General features: G+C 71.2%; 14 protein-coding genes. 11 read left to right on the top strand and 3 right to left on the bottom strand.

Annotated features, from left to right (window positions below):
* Positions 1 to 2: 2 nt before the first annotated feature.
* From G555_RS0114115 to scpB, 11 genes are all read left to right on the top strand, one after another.
* Positions 3 to 917: an NAD kinase gene (locus G555_RS0114115; RefSeq protein ID WP_028709363.1), complete on the top strand. Its 915-nt coding sequence runs from the start codon at positions 3 to 5 to the stop codon at positions 915 to 917.
* Positions 907 to 2,583: a DNA repair protein RecN gene (recN, locus tag G555_RS0114110; RefSeq protein WP_028709362.1), complete on the top strand. Its 1,677-nt coding sequence runs from the start codon at positions 907 to 909 to the stop codon at positions 2,581 to 2,583. Before G555_RS0114115 ends, recN begins: the two co-directional genes overlap by 11 nt.
* A 58-nt stretch (positions 2,584 to 2,641) precedes the next feature.
* A complete protein-coding gene (locus G555_RS0114105) occupies positions 2,642 to 3,901 on the top strand; it encodes an alpha-amylase family protein (RefSeq protein ID WP_028709361.1) in 1,260 nt (419 codons plus the stop codon).
* Positions 3,902 to 3,991: 90 nt separating this feature from the next.
* Complete coding sequence (locus G555_RS0114100) at positions 3,992 to 5,335, top strand: threonine/serine exporter family protein (RefSeq protein WP_028709360.1); 1,344 nt, start codon at positions 3,992 to 3,994, stop codon at positions 5,333 to 5,335.
* A 59-nt stretch (positions 5,336 to 5,394) separates the two neighbouring features.
* On the top strand, positions 5,395 to 7,056 hold the full coding sequence (locus tag G555_RS0114095; RefSeq protein ID WP_028709359.1) for a CTP synthase: 1,662 nt from the start codon (positions 5,395 to 5,397) through the stop codon (positions 7,054 to 7,056).
* Between the two features lie 32 nt (positions 7,057 to 7,088).
* Entirely contained in the window at positions 7,089 to 7,727 is a 639-nt protein-coding gene (locus G555_RS0114090) for an NUDIX domain-containing protein (RefSeq protein WP_028709358.1), read from the top strand.
* Positions 7,728 to 7,737: 10 nt separating this feature from the next.
* Positions 7,738 to 8,664 carry a site-specific tyrosine recombinase XerD gene (locus G555_RS0114085; RefSeq protein ID WP_036923149.1) on the top strand — a complete coding sequence of 309 codons (927 nt, stop codon included), beginning with the start codon at positions 7,738 to 7,740 and terminating at the stop codon, positions 8,662 to 8,664.
* Between the two features lie 43 nt (positions 8,665 to 8,707).
* The gene (locus tag G555_RS20200) at positions 8,708 to 9,622 is read left to right on the top strand and encodes a ParA family protein (protein WP_051209276.1); all 915 of its coding nucleotides are present in this window, start codon (positions 8,708 to 8,710) and stop codon (positions 9,620 to 9,622) included.
* Entirely contained in the window at positions 9,607 to 9,933 is a 327-nt protein-coding gene (locus G555_RS0114075) for a hypothetical protein (protein ID WP_028709356.1), read from the top strand. The genes G555_RS20200 and G555_RS0114075 overlap by 16 nt, the downstream gene beginning before the upstream one ends.
* Positions 9,930 to 10,790 (top strand): segregation and condensation protein A, encoded by an 861-nt coding sequence (locus tag G555_RS20195; protein ID WP_051209273.1) that lies wholly within the window; start codon positions 9,930 to 9,932, stop codon positions 10,788 to 10,790. Before G555_RS0114075 ends, G555_RS20195 begins: the two co-directional genes overlap by 4 nt.
* Positions 10,780 to 11,373 carry an SMC-Scp complex subunit ScpB gene (scpB, locus tag G555_RS0114065; RefSeq protein ID WP_028709355.1) on the top strand — a complete coding sequence of 198 codons (594 nt, stop codon included), beginning with the start codon at positions 10,780 to 10,782 and terminating at the stop codon, positions 11,371 to 11,373. The genes G555_RS20195 and scpB overlap by 11 nt, the downstream gene beginning before the upstream one ends.
* A gap of 3 nt (positions 11,374 to 11,376) precedes the next feature.
* Here the strand turns inward: scpB and G555_RS0114060 are convergent, their stop codons facing one another.
* The 3 genes from G555_RS0114060 to G555_RS0114050 all read right to left on the bottom strand — a co-directional run bounded on the left by G555_RS0114060 (position 11,377) and on the right by G555_RS0114050 (position 13,184).
* On the bottom strand, positions 11,377 to 11,772 hold the full coding sequence (locus G555_RS0114060; RefSeq protein WP_156887576.1) for a hypothetical protein: 396 nt from the start codon (positions 11,770 to 11,772) through the stop codon (positions 11,377 to 11,379).
* Entirely contained in the window at positions 11,765 to 12,250 is a 486-nt protein-coding gene (locus tag G555_RS0114055; RefSeq protein ID WP_028709353.1) for a hypothetical protein, read from the bottom strand. The genes G555_RS0114060 and G555_RS0114055 overlap by 8 nt, the downstream gene beginning before the upstream one ends.
* A gap of 67 nt (positions 12,251 to 12,317) precedes the next feature.
* A complete protein-coding gene (locus G555_RS0114050) occupies positions 12,318 to 13,184 on the bottom strand; it encodes a hypothetical protein (protein ID WP_028709352.1) in 867 nt (288 codons plus the stop codon).
* Between the last annotated feature and the right edge of the window lie 63 nt (positions 13,185 to 13,247).

Genomic DNA, 13,247 nt, shown 5'->3' with positions numbered 1-13,247 from the left:
GTGTGGCTGACACCCGGGTTATCGCGCTGGCTCTGCATCCGGCGCGGCAGCAGGCCTTCGACTCGGCAGTCGAGTTCATCTCCGGCCTCCGCGGCACCGGAATCCTGTGCCTGGTCCAGCCCGATCGGCTCGACGAGTTCCGCGCCCTCCTTCCCGACGCACATCTGGGCCCGCACACGGGCCTCGACCCGGCGGAGCTGTCGGTCGCCTTCGGCGGCGACGGCACGATCCTGCGCGCCGCCGAGTGGGCGGTGCCCCGCGGGATCCCGATCCTCGGAGTGAACCTCGGCCATGTCGGCTTCCTCGCCGAACTGGAGGCGTCCCAGATCCCGTCCCTCATCGACTGCGTCGTCAACAAGACCTACCGCGTCGAGCGGAGGCTCACCGTCGACGTCACCGTCCGCGACGCGCCGGGAGGGGAACAGATCTGGTCGTCCTTCGCGATCAACGAGGTGTCGCTGGAGAAGCAGGCACGCGAACGCATGATCGACGTCCTGGTGGAGGTGGACGGTCGCCCCCTGTCCCGCTGGTGGGCGGACGGACTGCTCGTGTCGACGCCGTCGGGGTCGACGGCCTATGCGTTCAGCGCCTCGGGACCGGTCGTGTGGCCCGACGTCTTCGCGCTCCTGCTGGTGCCGCTCAGCGCGCACGCCCTGTTCGCCCGCCCGATGGTGCTCAGCCCGCTGTCGACGGTCCGCATCCGGATGCTCAGCGGGCACGATTCCCACGGCGTCGTGTGGTGCGACGGTCGCCGGACCTTCGACATCGCCGCCGGGATGGAGATCGAGGCCACGCAGGGCGCGCACCCGCTGCTGCTGGCACGGACGTCCGAACAGCCGTTCACGACACGTCTCGTGCGGAAGTTCGGCCTCCCCGTCGACGGGTGGCGCAATGCGGGTGGCCCCCGTGTTGACTGAGCTGCGCATCCGCGACGTCGGAGTGATCGCCGACGCGGCCATCGAGCCGGGCCCCGGTTTCACCGCCATCACGGGCGAGACCGGGGCGGGGAAGACGATGGTCGTCACGGGGCTCGCGCTGCTGCTGGGGGCGAAGGCCGATCCTCGGCTGATCCGGATCGGTGCCGGCCGGGCGATCGTGGAGGGGCGCTTCGTGGTCGACGCGGGAGTGGCCGCAGCGGCCGAGGGACTGGGCGCGGAGCTCGACGACGGCGAGCTGCTCGTGGCCAGGCAGCTCACGGGGACGCGGTCCCGTGCGTTCGCCGGCGGGTCGGCCGTCCCCGTCAAAGTGGCGGCCGGGCTGCTGGCCGAATGGGTCACGCTGCACGGCCAGTCCGAGCAGCTCCGCCTCGGGACACCGGATCGGCAGCGCGAGGTCATCGACCTTCACGCCGGACCGGAGCTCGCGCAGGTCCTCCAGCGGTACCAGGCCGCGTATGCGGAACGAGCACAGGCCGCCACCGAGCTCGCCGGCCTGCAGACGGCTGCCCGGGAGCGCGCCCGGGAACTCGACGTGCTCCAGTTCGGCCTGGACGAGATCGAGCGGATCGGACCCCAGCCGGGCGAGGACGTCGCGCTCGCGGCCGAGGCGCAGCGGCTTCAATCGGCCGACGACCTGCGCCTCGCCGCGTCGACGGCGCTCGCAGGTCTCGCCGGCACCACCGACGACCTCGACGCTCCCGACGCGACGGGACTGCTCGCGGCCGCGCGCAGGACTCTGGAGAGCGCCTCCCGTCAGGACCCGGCCCTCGCAGCGCAGGCGGAACGCCTGGCCGTCCTGGGATACGAGGTGGCCGACGTCGCTCAGGACCTGGCGTCGTACCTGGCGGATCTCGACGCCGACCCGAGCCGGTTGGAGTGGATCGCCGGACGCCGATCCGCGCTGCAGACGCTCACCCGCAAGTACGGGGCCGACTGCGACGAGGTGCTGGCGTGGGCGGCCGAAGGGACCTCGCGAGCGGCGTCCCTGCGCGGTGCCGACGAACGCATCGAGGAGCTTGCCGGGCGGGTCGACGCTCTCAGCGCGGATCTCACCGAGATGGCGGACGCCATGACCCGGCTGCGGACCGCGGCGGCGACCAGCCTGGCGGAGACGGCGGTCGCCGAACTGGCCGCCCTGGCGATGCCGCACGCAGTGTTGAGGTTCGAGGTCGGGCCGCTCGGACGCCTCGGCCCCGACGGTGCCGACGACATCGCGCTCCTGTTCGCCGCGAACCCGGGCAGCGCTCCCGGACCCCTGGCGAAGGTGGCCTCGGGCGGCGAGCTGTCGAGGGTGCGCCTCGCGCTCGAGGTCGTGCTGGCGGGCGACACGCCGGGGCAGGTGTTCATCTTCGACGAGGTGGACGCGGGCATCGGGGGTGCGACGGCGCTCGAGGTCGGCCGCCGGCTGCGGAGTCTGTCGGCCCATTCCCAGGTCATCGTCGTCACGCACCTGGCGCAGGTGGCGGCGTTCGCCGACCGGCACTTCGTCGTGACGAAGACGGACACCGGCGAGGTCACCACGAGCGGGATCGTGTCGGTGGCCGGCGATGCCCGGCTGGACGAGCTCGCGCGCATGATGGGTGGGGAGGCGACGGCCGCGGGCAGGGCGCGCGCCGCGGAACTGCTGGAGCTCGGGGCCGGTTGACAGAGCCCGTCACACGGGCGCCGGTAGCATGGGTGCCCCTCCTGGAAGGGATGCGCAGATGTGGGCGACCGAATCGACGTGGTGGCAGGTGTACCCGCTCGGATCCGTCGGAGCGCCCATCCGTGACACGGACGACACCCCCGGCTCCCACCGGCTGCGGCGGTTGCTGCCCTGGGTCCACTACGCCGCCGACCTCGGTGTCTCGGGCCTGCTGCTCGGCCCGGTCTTCGCGTCCACCTCCCACGGATACGACACGCTGGACCACTACCGGATCGATCCGCGGCTCGGGGACGGGACCGATCTCGCCGACCTGATCGCGACGGCGTCCACGCGCGGCCTGCGGGTCGTGCTGGACGGGGTCTTCAACCACGTCGGATCGGAGCACCCGGCGTACAGAGATGTCCTGCGCGAGGGCCCGGGCCATCCCGATGCGGCGCTGTTCGCGATCGACTGGTCCGATCCCCGCGATCCCCGGCCCGGCGTGTTCGAGGGACACCCCGGCCTCGTCGAGTTGGACCACTCGTCCCGCAGGACGAGGGACTACGTCGTCGACGTCATGACGTACTGGCTGGACCGCGGAGTGGCCGGCTGGCGGCTCGACGCCGCCTATGCCGTGCCGCTGGAGTTCTGGCGGGACGTTCTTCCGGCGGTCCGGGCGCGGCATCGGGAGGCATGGTTCCTCGGCGAGGTCATCCACGGCGACTATCCCAGCATCGTGGACCTGTCGACCATGGACACCGTGACCCAGTACCGCCTGTGGAAGGCCGTCTGGAGTTCTTTGAAGGACGACAACTTCTACGAACTGGACTGGACCCTGCGCGAGCACAGCGACGACTTCCTGCGCTACTTCGTCCCCCAGACCTTCGTCGGGAATCACGACGTCACCCGGATCGCGACGCAGGTGGGCCGGGCGAAGGCGGGACTGGCGGCCGTCGTGCTCCTCACCGTGCCCGGCATCCCCAGCATCTACTACGGGGACGAACGCGGCTACGAGGCGGTCAAGGAGGAGCGCCTCGGCGGCGACGACGCCATCCGTCCCGCGCTGCCCGCGTCGCCCGCCGACCTCGACGACGACGGCGCGGCGATGTTCCGGCTCCACTCCGCCCTGCTCGCGGTGCGCCGTGAACGTCCCTGGGTCGCGACCTCCCGCATCGCGACGCTCCACCTCGACAACCGCCGGTACGTCTATCGCGCCTACGACCCCGGCGGGGCGGGGGAGATCGACGTCGAGCTGTGGACCGACGACGGCGTCGGTGCGCGGATCACCGAAGGCGGCGACACGATCCTCGCCTACGACGCGGCGACGGACGGTGCGTAGGCGGGGCGCCGGATCCCCGGCGCCCGGACGAACCCGTCCGCCGCGAAGGTCGTGGATGTCGGCGGGGGCGCGGATCGCTACCTTTGGGGCGTGAAACACGCCGGCGAGCACGAGCACGAGCACGAGGACGCCCTCGAACCCCGACACCTGATCCGCCGCTCCGACGTGGTGCTGCGGTCGGGGATCCTGATGCTGGGTGCGGGCACCTCCGGGCTGCGTGTGCGCGAGGTGATGCGGGCCGTCGCCGCGACGGTCGGCCTGCGCCGGATCCGGGCGGAGGTGACCTTCACCGACATCACCCTCACGGTGCGGCGACGCAACACCTTTCGCACGCAGGTGGAGGAGATCAACGCCCCCGGCGTGAACGCCCACCGGATCGCGCTGCTCAAGGACTTCGCGCACTCACTGCCGGAGCGGGCCACGGTCGCCGAGGTCGACGCCATGCTCGACCGGATCGAGCGGACACCCCGGCTCTACCCGGCGTGGCTGCTGATCCCGCTGGTGGCTCTCGCCTGCGCATCCATCACGATCCTGACCAACGGCGGCTGGCGCGAGGTGGTCGCCGTCCTTCCGGCGTCCGCGCTGGCCTACGGGGTGCACCGGGCACTCAGCAGCCGACAGCTCAACCACCTCGCGGTGGTCCTCACCTCGGCGGCGCTCGCCACCGGCCTCTACGTCGGCCTCACGCGGCTGCTCGACCTGGCGATGGGCGATTCCAGCGCGCGCATGTCGGCCGGGCTGATCTGCGCCGCCATCTTCCTGATTCCCGGATTCCCCCTGGTCACGGCGGGCCTGGACCTCACCCGAATCGACCTGATGGCGGGCATTCCCCGGCTCACCTACGCCGCGATGGTGCTGCTGGCCATGACGATCGGGGTGTGGATCGTCATCACCGTCGCCGGTGCCTCCCCGGATCCCGTGCCCGCGCTCACCGGGAACCCGGTCCTGATCTGGCTCGCCCTGCTGCTGGCCAGCTTCTTCGCCGTCTTCGGCTGGGCGATGATGTTCAACACGCCGTTCTGGATGGCGGTCGCCTCGGGAGTGATCGGCCTGATCGGCAACGTGCCGCGGCTGCTGCTGCTGGACGCCGGCGTGAAGATGCACGTGGCCACCTTCGTGGGCTGCTTCCTGATGGGGCTCCTCTGTGCGGTCGTCGCGAAGCTGTTCGACATGGAGAAGATCATCATGACCGTGCCGACGCTGCTGGTGTCGATCCCGGGATCCGCCGCGCTGCGCACGCTGATCTACTTCGACCAGGCCGATGTGGTCGCGGCCACCGGGAACGGAGTGACGACGGTTCTCGCGGTGATCGCGATGGTCGCGGGCCTCGCGGGGGCGCGGATGCTCACCGATCCCGAGTGGGCGTTCACGCGCTCCGATCCGCCCGGAACGGCGCTGCACTTCCTCGGCCGGCTCTTCCGTCGGCCGGAGTGATCCGGCGCGCCTGGGACCGGTGCGCGCGACGGGGCAGATTCGATATAGGCTGAAACCCCGTGGGGAACGGGAAACAGACCAAGCACATCTTCGTGACCGGAGGCGTGGCCTCCTCACTCGGCAAAGGGCTGACCGCATCCAGCCTCGGGACGCTCCTGGTGGCACGCGGATTACGGGTGTCCATGCAGAAGCTCGATCCGTATCTCAACGTCGATCCTGGGACGATGAACCCCTTCCAGCACGGCGAGGTGTTCGTGACCGAGGACGGCGCCGAGACGGATCTCGACATCGGCCACTACGAGCGATTCCTCGGCGTCGACCTGAGCGCCGCCGCCAACGTGACGACCGGCCAGGTCTATTCCACGGTGATCGCCAAGGAGCGCCGCGGCGACTATCTGGGAGACACCGTCCAGGTCATCCCGCACATCACCAACGAGATCAAGGACCGGATGCTCGCCAAGGCGGGCAAGGGCGTCGACATCGTGATCCACGAGATCGGCGGCACGGTCGGCGACATCGAGTCGCTGCCGTTCCTGGAGGCCGCCCGTCAGGTCCGCCGGGACGTCGGCCGCGCGAACGTCCTCTTCCTGCACGTCTCCCTGGTGCCCTACATCGGGCCGAGCGGAGAACTCAAGACGAAGCCCACCCAGCATTCGGTGGCTGCGCTGCGTGAGGTCGGCATCCAGCCGGACGCGATCGTGTGCCGGTCGAACCGGGACGTCCCCGAGTCGGTGAAGCGAAAGATCTCGCTCGCATGCGACGTCGACGAGGAGGCGGTGGTGTCCTGCCCCGACGCCCCGTCGATCTACGACATTCCGCGGGTGCTGTTCGCCGAGGGTCTCGACGCGTACGTGGTGCGCCGGCTCGGCGTCCACTTCCGTGACGTGAACTGGACCGAGTGGGACGACCTGCTGCTGCGCGTCCACCAGCCCAAGGAGGATCTGACGATCGCCCTCGTGGGCAAGTACATCGACCTGCCCGATGCGTATCTGTCCGTCTCCGAGGCGCTGCGCGCCGCCGGCTTCGCCGCCTGGGCGAAGGTCCACATCCGGTGGGTCGCCAGCGACGACTGCGCGACGCCGGCCGGGGCGGCGGCGGCGCTCGGCGACGTCGACGGGGTCGTGATCCCGGGCGGATTCGGCATCCGCGGCGTCGAGGGGAAGATCGGCGCGATCACGCACGCCCGTGAGAACCAGCTTCCCGTGCTCGGCCTCTGCCTGGGGCTGCAGTGCATGGTGATGGAGGTCGCCCGCAGCCTGGCGGGGCTCGACGGCGCCGCATCGACCGAGTTCGACCCCGGCACCGCTCACCCCGTCATCGCCACGATGGCCGAGCAGGTGGACATCGTGTCCGGCGGCGGGGACCTCGGCGGGTCGATGCGGCTCGGCGCGTACCCGGCGACGCTCACCCCGGGCTCGATCGTGGCCGAGCAGTACGGCACGACGCAGGTCAGCGAGCGGCACCGGCACCGCTACGAGGTCAACAACTCCTATCGGGAACGGCTGGAGTCGGTCGGCCTGCACATCAGCGGGACGTCTCCGGACGGGAACCTCGTCGAGTTCGTGGAACTCGACCGCGCCCGGCATCCGTATTTCGTGGCGACGCAGGCGCATCCCGAGATGAAGTCGCGCCCGACCAAGGCGCACCCGCTGTTCGCGGGGCTCATCCGGGCCGCTCTCACCCGCAAGCTCTCGTCGCGCCTGCCGGAGGACGACCAGTGAACGGCGGCGACGAGGAGGTCGCGGGGCTCGACATCGCCGACGTCCCCGATCCGTGGCCGGTGCTGCACCATGACGTCCTGGCCCGGGGTCGGGTGTGCGACTTCATCCGGGACGTGGTGCAGACACCCGACGGCGGCCGGATGACCCGCGAATACATGGCCCATCCCGGAGCGGTCGGCGTGATGGCGCTGGACGACGCCGGTCGGGTCGCCGTCGTTCGCCAGTACCGGCACCCTGTCGGCTACCGCCTCTACGAACCGCCGGCCGGCCTGCTGGACCACGCCGGCGAGGACTACCTCGTCGCGGCCCGGCGCGAACTGGCCGAGGAGGCGCAACTCGCAGCGTCCGACTGGCGGGTGCTGGTCGACCTGTTCACCACCCCGGGCGGCTGCGAGGAGTCGATCCGGATGTTCCTCGCCACGGGTCTGACGCCCACCGACCGGCCCGACGGCTTCGAGTTGGAGGGCGAAGAGGCCCACATGGACGCCGTGTGGGTTCCCGTCGCCGACCTCGTCGACGCCGTCCTCGCCGGCCGGGTCCAAAGCCCGTCCATGGTGTCGGGAACGCTCGCGCTCGCGCTGGCCCTGGAGCGCGGACTCGACACGCTGCGTCCGGCGGACGCGCTCTGGCCCGCCCGCGAGGCGTGGGCGGCGCGACGCGCGGCGGACTAGGGGAGAGCGGGTGCCCGAGACGGTCGGCGCGCAGATCGCGGCCTTCCTCGACCACCTGACCGTCGAGCGCGGACTCGCGCGCAACACGTTGCTGGCCTACGGGCGGGACCTGGCCCGCTACGCGGAGTTCTGCGCCGCACGCGGCATCGCCGACCTCGCCGCGGTGACCCCTTCCGACGTCGAGGCCTTCGCGCGGGAACTCTCCGGCGGGCAGCATCTGGCGCCGGCGAGCGTCACCCGGACGCTCGTGGCGGTGCGCAGTCTCCACAGGTTCGCGGCGACCGAGGGCCGGACGCCGTCCGACCCGGCGGCGGACGTGGACCTGCCGTCCGTCGGAAGACGGCTGCCGAAGGCGTTGTCGATCGCCGACACGCAGGCGCTGCTCGACGGGATCGACACCTCCGACCCGGCCGGGCTGCGCGACAAGGCCCTGCTGGAGCTCCTGTACGGCACCGGCGCGCGCATCTCCGAGGTCGTGTCCCTCGACGTGGACGACATCACCCGCGTCCTGCTCTCCGCCGACGAGTCGACCGGCCTGCGGTTGCTCGGCAAGGGCGGCAAGGAGAGGGTCGTGCCCGTCGGCACCTTCGCTCGAGCGGCGCTGTCGCGCTGGCTGGGCGCGGGGCGTGCGGCGTTCCTGCGGGGGCCGTCCCCGGGCCCGGCGTTGTTCCTCAACGCCCGTGGCGGGCGGCTCTCGCGGCAGTCCGCGTGGGCGATCCTCAAGGACCGTGCCGCGGCGGCCGGGCTCACGGCGGAGGTCTCGCCGCACACCCTGCGCCATTCGTACGCCACGCACCTGCTGGACGGCGGCGCCGACGTCCGAGTCGTGCAGGAACTGCTCGGGCATGCGTCGGTGACCACGACGCAGCTCTACACCCTCGTGACCGTCGACCACCTCCGGGAAGTCTTCGCATCCTCCCACCCGCGCGCGTACTAGGCTGCCCGCAAACCGAGGAGTACGTGTGAGCAGCGTTGAAGAGATGCAGTCCGGGTTGTTCGGCCCCGATCGGAGCAGGCAGAGCGCCGGCGCCGATGCCGGCGAGGTCGACGCCGGCGAGTACGGACCGACAGGCCGGCCGCTGCCCGACATCCCGCCGGCGCCGCCCGCACCCGAGAACACTCACGCCGTGATCATTGCGATGTGCAACCAGAAGGGCGGCGTGGGGAAGACCACGACCACGATCAACCTGGGCGCGGCGCTCGCGGAGACCGGGAGGGCGGTCCTGCTGGTGGACTTCGACCCGCAGGGCTCGCTGTCGGTCGGGCTCGGAGTGAACCCGCACACGCTCGACCGGAGCGTGTACAACCTCCTGCTGGGCCGGGAGGTCGCGATCGAGGACGTCATCCAGGCGACGGCCACACCGGGGATGGACCTGCTGCCGGCGAACATCGATCTGTCGGCGGCCGAGGTGCAACTGGTCTCCGAGGTCGCACGGGAGCACACGCTGAAGCGCGTCCTGGACAAGGTGCGTCATGTGTACGACGTCATCCTCATCGACTGCGCGCCATCGCTCGGGCTGCTCACGGTGAACGCGCTCACCTGTGCCGACCGGGTGATCATCCCGCTGGAGGCCGAGTTCTTCGCCCTCCGCGGGGTGGCCCTGCTGGAGGACACGATCGCCAAGGTGCGCGAGCGCATCAACCCCGACCTGGAACTGCTGGGCATCGTCGCGACCCGGTTCGACACGCGTACCCTGCACAGCCGTGAGGTCATGGACCGGGTCGTCGAGAGGTTCGGCGACAGGGTCTTCCACACGGTCATCCGGCGCACGGTCCGGTTTCCCGAGGCATCCGCCGCCGGCGAGCCGATCACGGCGTACGCACCCGACAGCGCCGGCGCCGAACAGTACCGGCTGCTCGCGCGAGAGGTTCTGCTCCGGTGCCCCGGCGCGTGAGGCTGCCGGGAGCCGGCGAGCTCTTCCGCTCGACCGCGCCCGATCCGGCAGCGGACGTCCCCGTGAACGCCGCCGATGCCGCCGAGCCGGGGAGCGAGGCGTCGGGACGCGTCCGCCACGACCAGAAGATCACGGTGTACCTCAGCACCGGGGAACTGGAGGCGATCGAGGACGCCCGCATCCGGCTCCGGCGCGAGTTCGGGATCTCGGTCGACAGGGGCCGCATCGTGCGCGCCGCGGTCGCGGGGGCGCTCTCCGAGCTGACCTCCGCCGGCGCCGGCGCCGACCTCGTGCTCCGGTTGGGGCGATGACCGTCGAGCGCACCGACGACGACGCGCCCGGCAGTCCGGCGGACGGGGGGACCGGTTTCGCTCTCCACCTGGACAACTTCGAGGGCCCCTTCGATCTCCTGCTCCAGCTCATCGGCCGGCGGAGGCTCGATGTCACCGAGATCGCGCTCTCGGCCGTGACCGACGAGTTCCTGGCGTATCTGCGGCGCATGCAGGCCGACGCCGGAGATGCGTGGGACCTCGACGAGGTGAGCGAGTTCGTGGTGGTGGCCGCGACGCTGCTGGACCTGAAAGCCGCTCGGCTGCTGCCGTCCGGCGAGGTCGAGGATGCCGAGGACATCGCCGCGCTGGAGGCGCGTGACCTGCTGTTCGCGCGGTTGCTGCAGTACCGGGCGTTCAAGATCGTCGCCGGCGAACTGGCGGAGAGGCTGGCCGTCGAGGATCTGCGACAGCCGCGCCCCGGTGGCCTCGAGGAGGCGTATGCGCGACTGCTGCCCGAACTGCGGTTCGAGCATTCGGCCGAGGAGCTGGCGTTTCTCGCCGGGAGGGCGCTGACACCGCCCGAGCCCGTTCACGTGTCGCTCACGCACCTCCATGCTCCGCAGGTGAGCGTTCGCGAGCAGGCGGCGCTGCTGGTGGACAAGCTGTCCGCCTCGCCGGTGTCGTCCTTCCGCACGCTCGTCGCGGACGCGACGTCCACCCTCGTCGTGGTGGCGCGCTTCCTGGCCCTGCTGGAGTTGTTCCGCGACCGCGTCGTGGTGTTCGAACAGCTCACGCCGCTCGGTGAGCTGACCGTGCGGTGGCTGGGAGGCGACGTGCACGAGATCACCGACGACTATGAAGGCACCCAGGGCGAGGAGAACCCCGATGACGCATGACGCCGGATCCGCCGAACTGGCCGGCCCGATCGAGGCGATCCTGATGCAGGCGACCGAGCCGGTGGCCGCCGTCGACCTGGCCCGTGCCGTCGGCGCGCCGGTGCCTGACGTCGAGCGCGCGCTCGCGGCGCTCGTGGCGTTCTACGACGAGACCGGGCGTGGGTTCGAACTCCGCCGGGTCGCCGGGGGGTGGCGCTACTACACCCGCGCCGAGCATGCCGATGCGATCGCGGCGTGGGTGATCGACGGGCAGCAGGCGAAGCTGTCGCAGGCCGCTTTGGAGACGCTCGCCATCGTCGCGTACCTGCAGCCGGTGCCGCGCAGCCGGATCGCGGCGATCCGCGGGGTGAACGTCGACGGGGTCGTCCGCACGCTCGTGCTGCGGGATCTCATCGGCGAGGTGGGTCGTGACCCGGTCACCGGTGCCGCGCTGTTCGCGACCACGTCGTCGTTCCTCGAGCGGCTCGGCCTGGATTCCCTCGACGAGCTGCCGCCCATCGCGCCGCACCTGCCCGATGCGTCGGTGCTGGAGGCCGAGTTGGTGCAGCTCGCCGATCCGCCGGAGGCGTCCTCGTCCTCGTGACCGTCAGGAAGCCCCCGCCGAACGCTCCGAAACTGCCGGAAAGCCGTCGTTTTCCGGCAGTTTCGGAGCGTTCGGCGGGGTCTGAGGGCGCGGGCGGGGCAGGAGGCTGTGGGTGACGAGCAGGATCGCTGCGGCCAGCAGCAGCCCCACGGCGCTCCGCGCCGCCCCGGCGGCGTACACCAGGATCGTGGACGCCACCGTGGGGTGGCTGTACCAGCCGCCGTCCACCACGACGATGTCCATGACGCCGGAGGATGCCTGGTCGACGAGGCCGCCGACCGCGACCAGCACCAGTGCGGCCAGACACGCGATCGCGGCCAGCAGGCGCTCCCGGCGCCGTTCCGGCCGAGGGGCCGACGCGGGGGGAGTCACCGGGGTTGACGCGGCGGGCTCAGTCATGGCCTGGCTCCGGGCGCATGAAGGCACGCAGGTCGGAGGGCGGCTCCCGGAGGGGCTCCGGATCGGTGCGGGCGGAGCCGGGGGTCGTGGCGGCAGCGTCCGCGTCCCCCGGCGTCTCGGCTGCGCGTCTCGGTGTCTCGGCGTCCGGAGTGTCGGACGCCTCGGGCGATCCGGTCTCGCCGTCGCCGCCGGGCGCCGCCCCGCGCACCCGGAACACGAAGCTGTAGGCGAGCAGGAGGACCGCCGCCGCGAGCAGCGGGCCGGCCGCTGTGCCGGCATACGTCACGAGCTGCATCAGGACCTGGGTGACCCACGACGACTCCGCGGTCACCGTGACCGTCGCGCCCTCCGAGACGTATGTCTGCATCGAGTCGAAGGTGACCGAACCCCACCCGGCGGCCAGCACGAGGGCGGTAGCGGCCGCCCCGGCGGCGGCGGCGAGGATGCGCGCGTCGCGGGGGGTCGGCAAGACGCCCATGTTCGTGGCCACCTCGCCAGCGTGGCGCCCGCCCGGGCCGGAGTCAAACGGGCGCGCGGCGGGCTGCTCAGGCGGCGAACGAACGGCCGCTGCGGAACGCGGCCACGGACTCCTCGAACGCCTTCAGGATGTAGGGCGGCACCTCCATCCCGTTCTTGCTCGCCCACAGGAGGCTGTGCTCGACCCGGCCGACGTCACGGGCGATCCGGGCGAGGTCCTCGTCCAGGCCGAGCGCGATCGCGACCCCGCCGAACTCCGCCTGGCGGGTGCGGTCCCCGTACATCCCCACCGGCTCGAACGACAGCTTGCGCAACTGCCGGGCGAGGAAGACCTGCCACGGACGCAACTCCCCCTGCTGGAACATCAGCGTCGCCGACATGTTGTAGAACGCGTAATGGCCCGGCTCCTGGCGTTTGATCTGGCCGATGACCGTGCGGGCGATGGCCTGCTCGTCCATCTCGATCAGCCCCGCTTCGAGGCGGTTGTACGCGAGCACGGCCTGGCGCTCGGTCGCCGCGCCGGTGAGGTAGTACAGCAGCCGGATGATGTCGTGGATCGCCGGGAAGTGGGCGAGCATGCCGAGGATCCGCACCCCGGTGGACACGGTGGTGTCGGGCTCGGCCGGAGGACGTCCGATGTCGTTCTGCAGCTTGTCGAGGATCACGCCGTGGCGAATCTCCTGGTCGGCCCACACGTCGGCATAGAACATGCGATCGGCCTCGCCGACGCCGGGCAGGAGCACGAGCAGTTCGAGGACGTTGCGCTCGACCTCCAGCTCCACACGCGCCAGGAAATCCAGCACGCGGCCGAATCGCCGGGACATGCCGACGGGATCCTTCACGGAATAGTCCACGCTCTCCAGCGGGATCGGCGGATGCTCGTGCCCGAGCGTCTGCACGTGTTCGAGGATCAGGCGGTCGGACAGGGCGCGCATGTCGACTCCTTTTCTCCGGAACCGGGTGCTGAATGCCGACCATCGTGCCACACCCCGATGACA

It is taken from the genome of Propionicicella superfundia DSM 22317 (genome assembly GCF_000423465.1).
Classification (GTDB): domain Bacteria; phylum Actinomycetota; class Actinomycetes; order Propionibacteriales; family Propionibacteriaceae; genus Propionicicella; species Propionicicella superfundia.
The sequence above is the reverse complement of the archived record's forward strand: the minus strand, read 5'-3'. Positions and strand labels throughout refer to the sequence as shown.

Excerpts from the sequence above, each read along its gene's own strand:
- G555_RS0114105 (WP_028709361.1), top strand. The coding sequence starts at position 2,642 with ATGTGGGCGACCGAATCGACGTGGTGGCAGGTGTACCCGCTCGGATCC.
- G555_RS20200 (WP_051209276.1), top strand. The coding sequence starts at position 8,708 with ATGCAGTCCGGGTTGTTCGGCCCCGATCGGAGCAGGCAGAGCGCCGGC.
- G555_RS20195 (WP_051209273.1), top strand. The coding sequence starts at position 9,930 with ATGACCGTCGAGCGCACCGACGACGACGCGCCCGGCAGTCCGGCGGAC.
- scpB (WP_028709355.1), top strand. The coding sequence starts at position 10,780 with ATGACGCATGACGCCGGATCCGCCGAACTGGCCGGCCCGATCGAGGCG.
- G555_RS0114060 (WP_156887576.1), bottom strand. The coding sequence starts at position 11,772 with ATGACTGAGCCCGCCGCGTCAACCCCGGTGACTCCCCCCGCGTCGGCC.
- G555_RS0114055 (WP_028709353.1), bottom strand. The coding sequence starts at position 12,250 with ATGGGCGTCTTGCCGACCCCCCGCGACGCGCGCATCCTCGCCGCCGCC.
- G555_RS0114050 (WP_028709352.1), bottom strand. The coding sequence starts at position 13,184 with ATGCGCGCCCTGTCCGACCGCCTGATCCTCGAACACGTGCAGACGCTC.